The organism is Streptomyces diastatochromogenes, assembly GCF_002242805.1.
In the GTDB taxonomy this organism is placed as follows: domain Bacteria; phylum Actinomycetota; class Actinomycetes; order Streptomycetales; family Streptomycetaceae; genus Streptomyces; species Streptomyces diastatochromogenes.
Genome location: NZ_MCGQ01000027.1, coordinates 162,295 through 177,078 on the forward strand (window position 1 = coordinate 162,295; position 14,784 = coordinate 177,078).

The following is a 14,784-nucleotide window of genomic DNA, read 5'->3' on the forward strand; positions in this document are numbered from 1 at the left end:
CCCCGAGGTCGGTTCCGCTCAGCAGGATGGGTCAGTCCAGGTGGCTGCCGTGTCGATCAGCGCTCGATACTCCTCGAAGGGACCAGCCCCACGCTGCGGCCTCGCCATTTGCGGCCACCCGTTCCCGCTCCGAGGGAATGACGCGGTCCCCTCCCCCCACGACAGGAAGGCAACCAGATGTCCCGTCTGGCACACCGTGCGCTGCATCGAGTCCGTCCGGGTATATCCGCTCTCACCGCCGTCACCGCCGTGGTGGCCGCGGCCCTGCTCCCCTCGCCGGGCGCGGCCGCGCAGTCCGCCCCCAGCGGTGGGGACGGCGCGTCCCACAAGGGCGGTGCGCCGACGGGCATCAGCCGCCTGGCCGACAAGTGGGCGAATCCCTGGGGCCTCTCCTTCCTGCCGAAGACGACGAGCGCACTGGTGACCGAGCGCTACACGTCCGCGGTGTGGCTCCTCAAGCCCGACGGCTCCAGGAAGAAGGTGGGCACGGTGCCGAACACGGTCGCCGCGGATCCCGATCCCGCGATGGCGGACGGCGGGCTGCTGGGCGTGGCCGTCTCACCGACCTGGAACGGCACGACGGACAAGGACGTGTTCTTCGTCCACACGGTCGCCGACGGCACCCGGGTCGTGAAGATGCGCTTCGACGGCACCTCGCTCAGCGGCTACACCGTCGTGATCAGCGGCATCAAGAGGGGCGGGGACCACAACGGCGGCACGATCGCCTTCGGTCCCGACGGATACCTGTACGTCACCACGGGCGATGGCCATGACAACAAGGCGGCGCAGGACAAGAACTCCCTCAACGGGAAGATCCTGCGCATCACCAAGAGCGGTGCCGCGGCACCCGGAAACCCCTTCGGCAACCGCGTGTACAGCCTCGGCCTGCGCAACCCCGAAGGCCTGGCGTGGGATTCCCGGGGCAGGCTGTGGGCTGCCGACATCGGCCGGACCGCGTGGGACGAACTCAACCTCATCGAGAAGGGCCGGAACTACGGCTGGCCCACCTGCGAGGGAACCTGCTCCACCCCGGGCATGACCAACCCCAAGATGGTCTGGAAGCCGGCGGAGGGGGGCGTACCCGCCCAGGTCGCGATCGTGAACGACGTCCTCTATGTCTCCACACTGCTCGGGAAGCGGCTGTGGCGGTTGCCCATCGACGCCAGCGGCACGGGCATCGGCCCTGCCACGTCCTACTACCAGGGCACCTACGGCCGACTGCGCGCAGTGGCCAAGGTCCCGGGCGCCGACCAGCTGTGGCTCGGCTCCAGCGGCAACACCGGCACGAACAAGGACGTCATCCTCAAGGTCACCATCGGCTGAGCCGCGAGGTCGCCATCGGCTGAGCCCCAAGGTCACCGTCGGCTGACGTCCGCCCTCGTCGGCCGGCGTTCGGGGGAAGGCAGGACGGCCTCGGGGGCGGGATCCGCGGACCGGGGGCGATCCGGCTGCGCGGGAACCGGTACCGGCACGGCCCGCACCGGAGCGGGCTCGGCGGTCCGTGCCGGCGGCGCCGAGCGCACGAGGGACCGCAGCCGCTCCCGGCGGCCGTGCAGGAGGCCCAGGACGAGCGACGTGCCCACCGCGATCAGGTGCTCGCGTCCGGCGAGGTTCGGAACCGCGAGGGACTCCCACACCATCGAGCCTCCGGTCAGCGTGAACACCACGGGTGCGCGCCGGACGACGGCCAGATAGGTGAACAGGCCCACGACGGCCGCCGAGGGTCCGGTGTCGAGCACCTTGCCGCACGCGTGCGGCAGTCCGAACCCCCACCAGCCCGGGCCGAGCGCGATCATCACGCGGGCGGTGAGCGTGCCGGCCAGGGTGGTGACGTAGGCGATCGCCAGGGTCCGGGCCCGGCCGAGGATCAGTTCGGCGAGGGCGAAGGCGAGGAACAGCTGGGCGATGCCCGCCCACACCGGCAGATCGAGCGCCGGGACGTACAGCGACACCGGGGTGCGCAGCAGGGACAGCCACAGCGGCAGGTCGGCGGTGACGCCACCGAGCCTTTTGACCCACAGCGCTCCGGTGGGGTGCTGTGCGACGTCGTGGAAGAAGATGACCCCGAACGCGGCGACGAACGCCAGTAACAGTCCGGGCAGTCCGCGCCGGGCGAGCAACCGCACCGGGTCGACGACGATGGCGTACCACTCCGCCCGCAGCGTGCGCCCGGTGAACCGGGCGAGGCGCGCGGGCACGGCACGGACCTGGTCCGTGTGCCCGGCGGTGCTCCCGTCTGCGCTCATGAGGCGCCGCAGCCCCTCGCCCCTCGGTCCCCCGTCACCCGCATCGCCCCCTTCACCCCGCTCCCCGTACCTCGGCCGTGCGGGGAGTTTGCTCGCATTCCACCCGTTTCATCCGTCATCGTACTGATGTACGATTCCACCCTCTGCGCCGGGGCCGCCCCGATCCGGTCGCTCACAGTTCAGCCAGCCCGGGGCCGGGCGTCAAGATCCCTCCGGCCTGCGTCGCAGTGACAAGAAACAGGCGTACGAGAGGCAACCCGCCCAGCCTCGGAACCGTCCCCGACCGGAGGGTGGGTGACCGTACGGCCCCGAGGCACTCGGCCCCGACTAACGCACAGGTTCGACCGTCCACTTCAGGGAAACACGCCCGAACCTGCCAGATTCGATCACCAACTCTCGTATAGTGACCGCCAGTTCACTCTCGAGAGTCGCTCCGCTACCCGCCCGCCCCTGCTCGCCCTCTCTGCCGCGAGGACCACACCGGACCGATGACCGTGCCCACGCATCCCGGCGAACGCCCTTCCTTCCGTACGCTCACCACCGCCCTCGCCGTGTCCGGTGCGCTGTCGGCGCTCCTGGTCCTCGCGGCCGTGTCGGCCGCGCCCGAGTCGGCGCGTGCGCCGCTCGCCTGGGGCGGGGGTACGGCGGCGGTCGTGCTCTGTGCCGCCGTGGCCACGGCGGCACACGCCGGGCACACCGCGCGCGGCACCCGGCGCAGGCTGGAGAACGCGACCCGGGACATCGGACGGCTGCTGCAGCAACAGACCCGCACGGCCGAGGAGACACGTCGGGAACAGCAGCGGCTCATCGACGAACTGGCGGCTCAGCAGGCGGAGTTCACGGCCGACCGAGCGCGGCTCGCCGAGCAGGGCGCGCAGGAGCTGGACCGGGCTCGCGCCGAGAACACCCGGCTGGCGGAGGAGCTGCGGCAGGCTCGGCGCGAGCGGGCCGCGGCGGTCTCCGCGACCGCCAACGCGGCCGCCCGGCTGCAGGCCCTCGCCACGGCGACCCTCGCCGATCTGCGGGCGATGGAGGACCGGCACACCGACGAGGACGTCCTCGCCGACCTCCTCCACCTGGACCATCGCACGGCCCAGGCCGGCCGGCTCGCCGACTCCGTCGCCGTCCTGACCGGGGCGCGTTCGGGCCGCAGGTGGGCGCGGCCCATCGGGATGGAGTCCCTGCTGCGCGGCGCGCTGGGCCGGATCGCCGGCTATCAGCGGGTCCGGCTCCACTCGGTCAGCGAGGCCGCCGTCGCCGGGCACGCCGCCGAGGGCGTGATGCACGCGCTCGCCGAACTCCTCGACAACGCCGCGAAGTTCTCTCCGCCGACGGCCGAAGTGCACGTCTACGTCGAGGAGGTGGCGGCCGGTGTCATCGTGTCCGTGGAGGACAGCGGTCTGGCGATGGGGGACGTGCAGCTGCGCCGTGCCGAGCGGGCGGTCACCGGTGACGTCTCGGAGCTGGGCGGCCTGACGGGGACCCGGCTCGGGCTCGCCGTGGTGGGCCGGCTGGCCCGCAAGCACGGTCTGAAGGTGTCCTTCCGGCCGTCGGCGCGGGGCGGCACCGGCGTGCTGATGCTCATACCGCAGGACATCCTCACCGGCCCCGCACAGCATCCGCACGCGGGGCGGCCGGCCGAGCCCACGGTGACCGCGGACCCCTCGCCGGTCCACGAGTCCCCGGCGCCGGACGCGGGCGAGGGCCCGACCGGGCTGCCCAGGCGGCGCCGCGGCCGCACCCCCGCCGAGTCCGAACGGCCCCGCCCGGCACCCCGGACCGCCGAGTCCCGCCCCGCACCGGGCACCGACGAGACCAGGACCCCGGTCAGCCGCTTCGGCGCGTTCCGCCAGGCCCTCCGCCCCGCTCCCGGGCCCGCCGACGAGCCCGGGCACGGCTCCTCCTCCCCTCCGCACGCGCACCCGGAAGGCGACGTCACCTCATGACCGGCCCGAGCACCACCGACGACACGCTCACCTGGCTCCTGGAGGGACTGCTGGAGAGAACACCGGGGGCACGGCACGCGCTCGTGCTGTCCCGGGACGGGCTGAGGCTGTGCCGGTCCCCGGAGTTGAGCGTCGACCGGGCCGACCAGCTCGCCGCGCTCGCCTCCGGGATCCAGTCGCTGTCACGCGGAGCGTCGGTCGAGTTCGGCGACGGCAGCGGAGGTGTGCGCTCGGCGATGACGGAGTTCCACGGAGGCGTGCTGTTCATCGTCGAGGCGGGCGCGGGCGCCCATCTGGCCGTCGTGACGACGGAGGAAGCGGACCCCGGGGTAGTCGGCCACCACATGACCGAGCTGGTCGAGCAGCTCGGCGAGCACCTGACCGCACGGCCCCGTACCTCATGAACCGGCCCGGCAGGGACGACGCCCCCGACCGTCTCTACACGCTCACCCAGGGACGCAGCCGGACCGGTCCCGACAGCCCCTTCGACCTGGTCACGCTGGTCGTCGCGGAGTCGGAGCCGGTGGCCGGCATGCAGTCGGAGCACGCGGCGATCCTGCGGATGACCGAGTTCCCGGCCTCGGTGGTCGAGATCGCGGCCGAGCTGGGACTGCCCGTCGGCATCACCCGGGTGCTGCTGTGCGACCTGCTGGCGGCGGGCCGGGTCAGCGCCCGTCATCCGCACCGGCCGGCCGTCACCGACCCCGACATCCTGGAGCAGGTGATCGTTGCACTCCGCAATCTCTGATCAACAGGAGTTCGTGTGACCCCCGACGCCGTCCCCCTGACCGGACCCCGCTTCCGGACCGAACCGGCCCGCCTGTACCGGGAGATGCGGCGCGAGCACGGCTCCGTGGTCCCCGTGCTGCTCGACGGCGGCGTCCCGGCCTGGCTGGTGCTCGGGTACCGCGAACTGCACCAGGTGACCGGCGATCCGGTGCTGTTCAGCCGGGACTCCGAGCTGTGGAACCAGTGGCCGAACATCCCGGCCGACTGGCCCCTGCTGCCGATGATCGGCCACCGGCAGCCGTCGATCCTCTACACCGTGGGCGAACGGCACCGGCAGCGCGCCGCGATGATCAGCGACGCGTTGGAAGCGGTGGACCCCTTCGAACTGCGGGGCCACGCCGAGCGGTTCGCGGACGAGCTGATCGACGCGGTCTGCGCCGCGGGCGAGACCGACCTGGTCGCGCACTATGCGATGCTGCTGCCGGTACGGGTCCTCGCCCGGCTGTACGGCTTCCCGGACGAGGACGGCCCGGGTCTGGTCACCGCCCTCAACGACATGATCGACGGACAGGGACGGGCCCTCGCGGGTCAGGCCCATCTGGCCGCCTCCATGGGGCAGTTGCTCGCCGACCGCAGGAGGGAACCGGCGGGCGACGTGGTCTCCCGGATGCTCGCCGACGCCGGCGGCTTCACCGACGAGGAGATCGCGCAGGACCTGATGGTGATGATGGCGGCCGGGCACCAGCCGACCGCCGACTGGATCGGCAACTCGCTCAGGCTGATGCTCACCGACGACCGGTTCGCCGCCTCCCTGTTCGGCGGTCAGGGCAGCGTCGCCGAGGCGATGAACGAGGTGCTGTGGGAGGACACGCCGACCCAGAACGTGGCCGGCCGCTGGGCCGCCCGCGACACCCACCTCGGCGGCCGCCCGGTCCGGGCCGGCGACCTGCTGCTGCTCGGCCTGCAGGGCGCCAACTCCGATCCGCAGGTCCGCACCGACGCCTCCGCGCTGACCGGCGGGAACAGCGCGCACTTCGCGTTCGGCCACGGCGAGCACCGCTGCCCGTTCCCCGCGCAGGAGATCGCCGAGGTGATCGCGCGGACCGGCATCGAGGTCGTCCTGGACCGGCTGCCCGACCTCGACCTGGCGGTGCCCGCCGAGTCCCTCGCCCGCCGCCCCTCGCCCTGGCTCGGGGGACTGACCGAGTTGCCCGTCCGGTTCACGCCCCTACCTGCCCTGGGAGGCACCCCACGATGACGACCGGAACCGACCACGCCCGGATCGCCCTCGACCCCTTCGTCACCGACCTGGACGGCGAGAGCGCGGCGCTGCGCGCGGCCGGCCCGCTCGCCGCCGTGGAACTGCCGGGCGGCGTCCCGGTGTGGGCCGTCACCCACCACGCCGAGGCCAAGGCGCTGCTCACCGACCCGCGCCTGGTGAAGGACATCGACGTGTGGGGCGCCTGGCAGCGCGGCCAGATACCGGCGGACTGGCCGCTGATCGGTCTCGCCAACCCGGGCCGTTCCATGCTCACCGTGGACGGCACCGACCACCGCCGCCTGCGCACACTGGTCGCGCAGGCGCTCACCCCGCGCCGGGTGGAGCGGATGCGGGAGCGGATCGAGAAGCTCACCCAGGACCTGCTCGACGCGCTGCCCACCGGCGAGGAGGTCGTGGACCTCAAGGCCGCCTTCGCCTACCCGCTGCCCATGTACGTCGTCGCGGACCTGATGGGCCTCGACAAGGCACGGCTGCCCCGCCTGCAGGTGCTGTTCGAGAGGTTCTTCTCCACGCAGACCCCGCCCGAGCAGGTCGTCGCGACCCTCACCGAGCTGGCGGGGATCATGGCGGAGACGGTGGCGGCGAAGCGCGCCGAGCCCGGCGACGACCTGACCAGCGCCCTGATCCTCGCCTCCGAGGACGGCGACCACCTGACGGACGAGGAGATCGTCTCCACCCTCCAGCTGATGGTCGCGGCGGGTCACGAGACGACGATCTCCCTGATCGTGAACGCCGTGGTCAACCTCTCCGCCCACCCCGACCAGCGGGCCCTGGTGCTGTCCGGGCAGGCGGACTGGCCGGCGGTGATCGAGGAGACGCTGCGCTACTCGACCCCGACCTCGCACGTCCTGATCCGCTTCGCGACCGAGGACGTACCGGTGGGTGACCAGGTGCTCCCGGCCGGGGACGCGCTGATCGTGTCGTACGGCGCGATCGGCCGCGACGAGAACTCGCACGGCCCGAGCGCCGGGGAGTTCGACATCACGCGGGAGACGAGGAACCGTCACATCTCCTTCGGGCACGGCCCGCACGTGTGCCCCGGCGCGGCGCTGTCCCGGCTGGAGGCGGGGGTGGCACTGCCCGCGCTGTACGCCCGCTTCCCCGCCCTGGAGCCGGCGGTGCCGGCGTCGGAGCTGCGCAACAAGCCGGTGGTCACCCAGAACGACCTGTTCGAGCTGCCGGTCCGTCTGAACGGCTGAGTTGACTTCGAGTGCGCTCCAAGTCATAGCGTCGCCGACATACCGGCGCACGAAGGTCACGTCGTCCGGCCTCCCGCACGGGATGCCGGGTGACGGAATCCGTCGCTAGATGGATGAGGGCCTTCGTGCCGTACGGAACGACGATCGAGTGTGCGGGAAAGGCTGGGACACCTCATGCGACAGCGCAGTCTGCGGGATCTCCAGGTATCGGCCATCGGCCTCGGGTGCATGGGCATGTCTGCCTTCTACGGCACCACGGACCAGGACGAGGGCATCGCGACCATCCGGCGCGCCCTGGAGCTGGGCATCGACTTCCTCGACACCGCGCAGCTCTACGGCCCGCTCACCAACGAGTCGCTGGTCGGCGAGGCGATCCGGGGGCACCGCGACGAGTACGTCATCGCCACCAAGTTCAACTACCGGATGGACGACGCCGTACCGGGGGACATGACCACGGTGGGCCGGCAGGACGGCTCGGCCGAGCACGTCCGCAGCTCCGTCCACGGCTCGCTGGAGCGGCTCGGCACCGACTACATCGACCTCTACTACCAGCACCGGGTCGACCCGAACGTGCCCATCGAGGAGACGGTCGGCGCCCTGGCCGAGCTGGTCGCCGAGGGCAAGATCCGGCACATCGGGCTGAGCGAGGCGAGCGCGGAGACCATCCGGCGCGCCCACGCCGTCCACCCGATCACCGCCGTGCAGACCGAGTACTCGCTGTGGACGCGGGACCCGGAGGCCGAGGTGCTGCCGGCCTGCCGGGAACTCGGCATCGGCTTCGTCCCGTACTCCCCGCTCGGCCGCGGCTTCCTCGCCGGCCGCTTCTCCTCCCCCACCGAGCTGGACGAGAACGACTACCGCCGCACCAGCCCGCGCTTCACGGACGCCAACTTCGAGGCGAACCTCCGGCTGGCCGCCAAGGTCAAGGAGATCGCCGCGGAGAAGGACGTGACGCCCGCGCAGCTGGCCATCGCCTGGGTGCTGGCCCAGGGCGAGGACCTGGTCCCGATCCCGGGCACCAAGCGCCGTACCTACCTGGAGCAGAACGCGGCCGCGGCCGACATCGAACTGACCAAGGAGGACCTCGCCCGCATCGACGCCGAGCTGCCCGAGGCGGCGGGCGAGCGCTACGACGAGGCCGGGATGCGCTCGGTGAACCGCTAGCCACGCTGGGCGACCCACGGCGTGCGTCCGGAGTGCCCGATTCTCATTCCGGGCGCACGCTGTAGGCATGAAGCCCCGGCAGTGGGGTGCTGGTCCGCGGCAGCCATGGCAGTCGACGCACGCGCTGCTCCTGCTCCCGGTCGTGCTCATCCTGGTGATCACCGTGGTGGACATCCGCTCCCCCGAGAGCATCCATCTGGGCCCGGCCCTGGTCATCGCCCCGGCACTCACGCCGTCCTTCGCCGGGCCCCGGACCACGGCGTTCGTGGGGGCGCTGGCGCTGGCCGCCCAGACACTGATCGCCTTCCTGCACGGCGGGATCGCCACCTCGAACCACGTCGTGCAGCTCGTCACCCTCGCGGTGCTCTCGGTCATGTGCGTGGTCTACAGCGCGGTGCGGGAGCGGCGCCAGGCCCAGCTGGCGCAGGTCCGCACGGTCGCCGAGGCCGCGCAGCACGTGCTGATGTGGCCGCTGCCCGAGTACATCGGCCCGCTGCGGATCGCCTCCCTGTACCTGGCCGCCGAGGACGAGGCGCAGATCGGCGGCGACCTGTACGCGGCGACCCGCTGCGACAACACGGTGCGGGTGCTGATCGGCGACGTACGCGGTAAAGGGCTGCCTTCCATCGGGGAGGCGGCCCTGCTGCTCGGCGCGTTCCGGGAGAGCGCGCACCGGCATGTCGCGCTGGCGGACCTGGCCTCCGGTCTCGACCAGAGCATCAGCCGCTACGCCACCGAGCTGGAGACGGAGGAGGAAACGGGCGAGCGCTTCGCCACCGTCCTGCTGGTGGAGATCCCGGACCGGGAATCGGTCACCCGGATGACCAGCTGCGGCCATCCCCCACCGCTGCTGCTGAGCCCGGGGCACGCGGTCACGGTCCCGAGCCTGCACCCGTCGCCGCCCCTCGGTGTGCACGGGTCCACCGAGCACACGCTGGACGTGTTCTCCTTCGAGCCCGGTGACACGCTGCTGCTGTACACCGACGGTGTCGTCGAGGCCCGGGACGCGCACGGCCGGTTCTATCCGCTGGCGGAGCGGGTCGCGCGCTGGACGGACGACAGTCCGGAGGCGCTGATGCACCATGTGCGGCGCGACCTGCTCGCCCACGCGGGCGGCCGGCTGAACGACGACGCCGCCCTCATCGCCCTGCACCGCACCCCCGCGGTCCGGCGCCGTCACCACGGGCACGGACGGATGGCCGGCGCCGACTCCTCGCGGCCCGAGGCCGGATGACCGTCCCGGGAAACCCTTCACCCCTTGTTCAGGTCCGGAGGTGGCCCGCCCCGGCCGGCCGCCTGGGAGAATCTCGGGCGCCTCGAGAACAGGGAGTTCCGATGTCCTTACGACACCTGCTCACCGGCCTCGCCCTGCTGCCGGCGCTCGCGTTCCCGGCCACCGCGCAGGCGGCCCAGGCCAAGCCGCCGCAGGCCCGTTTCGACCTCCAGGCCCACCGTGGTGGTATCGGCATGACCACCGAGGAGTCGCTGGAGGGTTTCGGCAAGGCGATGCGGCTCGGGGTGTCCACGCTGGAGCTGGACACCCACGTCACCAAGGACCTGAAGGTCGTCGTCAACCACGACCGGCAGATCAACGGCGTCAAGTGCCGCGACACCGGCCCGGTCACACCCGGGGACCCGATGTACCCGTATGTCGGCAAGTACATCAAGGATCTGACGCTCGCTCAGATCAAGACGCTGGACTGCGGCTACCAGCAGCTGCCCGGCTTCCCCGATCAGGAGGTCGTCAAGGGCTTCCGGATGGTCGAGTTGAAGGACGTCCTGGACCTGGTCAAGAGCTACCACGCCCGGCAGGTCAAGCTGAACATCGAGACCAAGGTCGAGGCGGGCGCGCCCGAACAGACCGCGCCGCGCGAGGTGTTCGTGCGCCGGGTGTACGAGGAGATCCACCGCTCCGGCATCGAGCAGCAGGTCACCATCCAGTCGTTCGACTGGGGCGCGCTGAAGCTGATGCACCGACTGGCGCCGCGCTGGCCGCTGGTGGCACTGACGAACTACGACTTCCTGCAGGTGGGTCAGCCCGGCGCGTCCCCGTGGCTCGGCGGGATCGACGCCGACGACTACGGCGGTGATTTCGTGAAGGCGGCCGCCACCATCCCCGGGGTCACGACCCTCTCCCCCAACTACGGCTTCCCGCAGAGCGGGAAGGTCGGCGACCCCGGCTTCCGCTTCTACTCGGACGCGGCGATGGTCGCCGAGGCGCACGCCCGCGGGCTGAAGGTGGTCCCCTGGACCTGCGACGACCCGGCGACGGTGGAGGCGTTGATGGACTTCGGCGTCGACGGGATCATCACCAACTACCCCAACCACGTACGGCAGATCATGGCCGACCGCGGCATGCGGCTGCCGCGGCCGTACTACCCGCACGGCCGGGCGTAGCCGCCCCGGAAAGCCGCGAGCCCCGCCCCGAGTGGGGGCGGGGCGGGACTGCGCCCTGCGGCCGGTCAGCGGGCCGGCTTGAGGTCGGTGATCTTCAGGGTGTTCAGGTCGGACCTGACGTCGATCTTGGTGACCTCGGCGCCGGGACCATCGCCCCAGGTGAGCGTGACCCTGCTGGTGGCGTGGCCCGCGCCGGAGCCGGTGTAGACGACCTTCCACTTCACCGGCACGTTCTGCGCGAACAGGATGCCGTCGGCGTGGTTCTTCTTCTCGTACGCGGCGACCTTCTTCTGGGCGGCGGAGGTCAGGTAGAAGGCGCGCAGGGCCTTGGCGTTGGCGCCGGCCGCCGGGTCCTCGGTGGCCCAGACGGAGTCGATGTAGGCGCCGTAGAAGTCGGCCACGTGCTGGGTGACGTTGCGCGGGTCGCCCTGGGCGGAGGAGACGGCGGCGGCACGCGGGGCGTGGCTCGCGCCGGAGCCGGCCAGGGCGGGCGTGACGGCGGCCAGGGAGAGGCCGGCGGTGAGGGCGACTGCGGTCAGGAGGGTCTTGCGGCGGCTTACGGACATTTTTCTCGTTCCCCCGGTTTCTTCGCGACCGGCCCGATCCCGGCCGTCGACGGACTTTAAGACCGCATTTCCCTCCGCCCGGTTCCGCTTCTCCGGACTTTCCTTCCCCGTATTTCCGGGCGCCCGACACGTCGGCAGAGGTTGTGCCGAATTCCGGACCGTTTCCCCGTCATTTCGGCCAGATCCGTTCAGGTCGTCGGCGGATTCCGCTCCTCGACCAGCCGGGCGAGGTGGCCGAGGGCCATCCGGGTGCCCCGTTCGTCGTCCTCGCGGTACATGGCCTCGCGCTACCGGCCGGGGGCGGCCCGCCCCGCCGTACGGCATGAACGGGGCCGGGTTCCGGGAGGTGGGTCGGAACCCGGCCCCGGGTTGGTCACGGCTTCAGGGCCACCGCGCCGTACATCGCGATGTCCTCGTCGCGGATGTCCTTCTCGCCGGTGCCGTCGGGGTGCCACTTGTGCACCTGGACGATGCCGGGTTCGACCAGGTCCAGGCCCTCGAAGAACTCGTGGGCCTCGTCGATGGTGCGCAGCCGCATCGGCATGTTGCGGGCCGCGTACTCGCGGGCGACCCGGCCGACCTCGTCGGGCGCGAACTCCGCGGTGCCGATGGACATCGCCAGGTAGCTGCCCGACGGCAGCGGCTCCAGCAGGCGGCGTACGACACCGACCGCGTCGTGCTCGTCCAGCATGAAGTGGACGATCGCGATGACGGTGAGGGCGACCGGCTTGCTCAGATCGAGGGTCTCGCGCAGTTCCGGGGCGTCCAGGATGGCCGCCGGGTCGCGGAAGTCGGCCTCGATGTACGAGGTCCGGCCCTCGGGCGCGCTGGCCAGCAGGCCCTGGGAGAGGGTCAGGACGATCGGGTCGTTGTCGACGTAGACGACCCGGGACTCGGGGGCCACCGTCTGGGCGATCTCATGCAGGTTGGGCGAGGTCGGGATGCCGGTGCCGATGTCCAGGAACTGGCGCATGCCCGCCTCCTCGGCGAGCCAGCGCACGGCACGGTTCATGAAGTCGCGGTTGGCGCGCATGTGGACCGGGAGGGCGGGCCACTCCCGGGACATGGCGTCGCCCGCCTCCTGGTCGGCGGGGTAGTAGTCCTTACCGCCGAGGATGTAGTCGTAGATGCGGGCGGAGTGGGCGTTCTCGGTGTCGATGCGGTCGGCCGGCCATCCGTTGTCGGACAACGCCATGTCTCCCATTCGGGTCGGGGGGTGTGGAACCTGCGTCAAAAAGGGGTGCGTCCAACAGGCACGCTCACAGCAGGAAGTCGGCGTCGCCCTCCTTCACTCCGGTCAGGAAGCTCGACATCTCGTGGGACGTGAACACCAGCGCCGGACCGTCGGGGTCGGTGGACTGGCGTACGGCGACCCGTCCGTCGGCGAGCCTCTTCACTTCCACGCAGGCGCCGCCGGCGTCGTCGCTCCACGGCTTGGTCCAGCCGCGGGCGCCCAGCTGCCGGGCCGGCATGCCGTTGTGTATGGGAGGGTGCACGGTCACAGCTCCTTGCGCATCGCACCGAGCAGGGTCTCGGTCTTTCTGGCGGGCGCCGCCTGGGCGCCCAGCCGGTCCAGGGCCTCGCGGTACACCACGACGTCGTCGCACTTGTCCAGGTAGACGGCGCCCACCAAGCCGTTGAGGTAGACGATGTCGGGCAGTTCGCGGGCCCGGAACCGGAAGAGGTGGTACGCGCCCGCCCGCATCGCCGGGTGCGGACCGTTGGCGAACGGCATGAGCTGCAGGGTGACATGGGGCAGCCGGTTGACCTCGATGAGATGGCCGATCTGGGCGCGCATCACCTCGGGCCCGCCGACCGGCCAGCGCAGCACGGTCTCGTCCATGACGACCCACAGCCGTGGCGGCCCCTGCCGGGCCAGCAGCTCCTGGCGGCGCATGCGCAGCGCGACCCGGCGTTCGGTGGCCTCGGCCGAGGCATGCGGATTGCCGGCGCTCAGCAGGGCGCGCGCGTAGTCCTCGGTCTGCAGCAGGCCGTGCACGAACTGGTTCTCGTACGCCCGGATCTGCAGTGCCGCCTGCTCCAGGCTGAGATAGGCGGCGAACCAGTCGGGCATGACATCGCGGTAGGTGTGCCACCAGCCGCGCTTGTTGGCCTCCCGCACCGACTGCAGGAAGGTGTCGATCTCCTGCCGGTCCGTCACGCCGTAGACCTGGAGGAGCTTCTCGGCGTCCGCGAGGCGCAGCCGGGCGACCTTGGCGGCCTCCATACGGCGGATGGTGGAGTGGCTGACGCCGATGGCCTCGCCCGCCTGCTCATAGGTCAGGCCGGCCCGGGTCCGCAGCTCCTCCAGCTGTCTGCCGAGGATCATGCGCAGAACGGAAGGGGCGCCGCCCCAGTCGGTCTCCGCGGTCACGCCCACCCCCTCACACGGGTTTCAGGGTCACCGTCTCACGCGATCGCCCGCACCCACCCATTCGATCACTTGCTGCCGGAAGCAGCATGCACTTGGCTTCCTGCAATTTTCAACTTGCTGGTTGCGAGCGGTTGTTGGCGGGTGACACAGTGGACTCACTGCTCCGGCTGACCGAAGGAGCGGGCGCCGCAGTCCAGTTGGGGGAGACCGGGCTGCACCACGGCCTCATGGGAGGCGGTGTGTCGTCCGATCCCCGAGCGGCCGGCCCTCCGACACCGACACCCCCCACGACACGAGGCCGGACGAAAGGCGTACGGCGATGACTCCGCCCTCCTCCCTCCCCCAACCGCTCCACCGGCTGCCCGAGGACCGGATCCCCGGCCGGCCGCCCGCACCCCCGTCCCCCCTGCGGCTGCCTCCGATCGGCGTTCCGGTCCGCATCCCGGCCGCCATGGAGCCCGCTCACCGGCCCGCGGAGGCGGCCGGCACCTCCAGACCACCCGGAGGCGAGCACCCGGGTCGACTCCCTGGGCCCGAGGGCCCCGACCCGCTCGCCTCCGGGGCCGCGGCTCCCGGCCCCACAGCCGCCTTCGAACTGCCGGCCCTGCCGGCGGCGGTCGGCACGGCCCGCCGTGTGCTGCGGGACCTGCTGACCGCCTGGGGAGTCGCCGAGCCCGCCCGGGACGACGCGGTCCTCGTCGTCTCGGAGCTGGTCACCAACGCGCTGGTGCACGCGGCCGGCGAACGGATCGTGTGCCGGGTGCGCAGCACCGCGGACCGGGTGCGGCTCGAGGTCGAGGACCAGAACCGCGGTTCCGCCCGCCCGGTCCCGCGCCGGTCCGGGCCGGACGACCAGAACGGACGCGGGCTCTTCCTGGTCG

15 protein-coding genes are annotated in these 14,784 nt (G+C 71.8%); 10 read left to right on the forward strand and 5 right to left on the reverse strand.

Annotated elements, in window-relative coordinates:
• Positions 1–177 precede the first annotated feature (177 nt).
• Entirely contained in the window at positions 178–1,323 is a 1,146-nt protein-coding gene (locus BEK98_RS29800) for a PQQ-dependent sugar dehydrogenase (RefSeq protein ID WP_094219786.1), read from the forward strand.
• A 32-nt stretch (positions 1,324–1,355) separates the two neighbouring features.
• On the opposite strand, the gene BEK98_RS29805 is transcribed toward BEK98_RS29800, so the two are convergent.
• Positions 1,356–2,246 carry a hypothetical protein gene (locus BEK98_RS29805; protein ID WP_244202062.1) on the reverse strand — a complete coding sequence of 297 codons (891 nt, stop codon included), beginning with the start codon at positions 2,244–2,246 and terminating at the stop codon, positions 1,356–1,358.
• A gap of 488 nt (positions 2,247–2,734) precedes the next feature.
• Here BEK98_RS29805 and BEK98_RS29810 point away from each other — a divergent pair, with 488 nt between their 5' ends.
• The 8 genes from BEK98_RS29810 (at position 2,735) to BEK98_RS29845 (ending at position 10,963) form a co-directional block, all read left to right on the forward strand.
• On the forward strand, positions 2,735–4,192 hold the full coding sequence (locus BEK98_RS29810; RefSeq protein ID WP_094219787.1) for a sensor histidine kinase: 1,458 nt from the start codon (positions 2,735–2,737) through the stop codon (positions 4,190–4,192).
• A complete protein-coding gene (locus BEK98_RS29815) occupies positions 4,189–4,596 on the forward strand; it encodes a roadblock/LC7 domain-containing protein (protein WP_094219788.1) in 408 nt (135 codons plus the stop codon). Before BEK98_RS29810 ends, BEK98_RS29815 begins: the two co-directional genes overlap by 4 nt.
• A complete protein-coding gene (locus BEK98_RS29820) occupies positions 4,593–4,940 on the forward strand; it encodes a DUF742 domain-containing protein (RefSeq protein WP_094219789.1) in 348 nt (115 codons plus the stop codon). Before BEK98_RS29815 ends, BEK98_RS29820 begins: the two co-directional genes overlap by 4 nt.
• A 15-nt stretch (positions 4,941–4,955) precedes the next feature.
• Positions 4,956–6,179, forward strand: a complete 1,224-nt coding sequence (locus tag BEK98_RS29825; protein WP_094219790.1) for a cytochrome P450 — start codon at positions 4,956–4,958, stop codon at positions 6,177–6,179.
• Complete coding sequence (locus BEK98_RS29830) at positions 6,176–7,402, forward strand: cytochrome P450 family protein (RefSeq protein WP_094219791.1); 1,227 nt, start codon at positions 6,176–6,178, stop codon at positions 7,400–7,402. Before BEK98_RS29825 ends, BEK98_RS29830 begins: the two co-directional genes overlap by 4 nt.
• A gap of 174 nt (positions 7,403–7,576) precedes the next feature.
• On the forward strand, positions 7,577–8,566 hold the full coding sequence (locus BEK98_RS29835; protein WP_094219792.1) for an aldo/keto reductase: 990 nt from the start codon (positions 7,577–7,579) through the stop codon (positions 8,564–8,566).
• Between the two features lie 67 nt (positions 8,567–8,633).
• Positions 8,634–9,800, forward strand: coding sequence for a PP2C family protein-serine/threonine phosphatase (locus BEK98_RS29840; RefSeq protein ID WP_094219793.1), 1,167 nt, complete (start codon positions 8,634–8,636; stop codon positions 9,798–9,800).
• A 101-nt stretch (positions 9,801–9,901) separates the two neighbouring features.
• Entirely contained in the window at positions 9,902–10,963 is a 1,062-nt protein-coding gene (locus BEK98_RS29845) for a glycerophosphodiester phosphodiesterase family protein (protein WP_094219794.1), read from the forward strand.
• A 65-nt stretch (positions 10,964–11,028) separates the two neighbouring features.
• Here BEK98_RS29845 and BEK98_RS29850 read toward each other — a convergent pair whose 3' ends face one another.
• From BEK98_RS29850 to BEK98_RS29865, 4 genes are all read right to left on the reverse strand, one after another.
• Positions 11,029–11,529 carry a hypothetical protein gene (locus tag BEK98_RS29850; protein WP_094219795.1) on the reverse strand — a complete coding sequence of 167 codons (501 nt, stop codon included), beginning with the start codon at positions 11,527–11,529 and terminating at the stop codon, positions 11,029–11,031.
• 373 nt (positions 11,530–11,902) lie between these two features.
• On the reverse strand, positions 11,903–12,718 hold the full coding sequence (locus BEK98_RS29855; protein WP_094219812.1) for an SAM-dependent methyltransferase: 816 nt from the start codon (positions 12,716–12,718) through the stop codon (positions 11,903–11,905).
• A 70-nt stretch (positions 12,719–12,788) separates the two neighbouring features.
• Complete coding sequence (locus BEK98_RS29860) at positions 12,789–13,001, reverse strand: DUF397 domain-containing protein (protein ID WP_094219813.1); 213 nt, start codon at positions 12,999–13,001, stop codon at positions 12,789–12,791.
• 26 nt (positions 13,002–13,027) lie between these two features.
• On the reverse strand, positions 13,028–13,903 hold the full coding sequence (locus BEK98_RS29865) for a helix-turn-helix domain-containing protein (RefSeq protein WP_094219814.1): 876 nt from the start codon (positions 13,901–13,903) through the stop codon (positions 13,028–13,030).
• Positions 13,904–14,222: 319 nt separating this feature from the next.
• On the opposite strand from BEK98_RS29865, the gene BEK98_RS29870 reads away from it, so the two are divergent.
• A partial coding sequence (locus BEK98_RS29870; protein WP_143684178.1) for an ATP-binding protein occupies positions 14,223–14,784 on the forward strand: 562 nt, incomplete at its 3' end.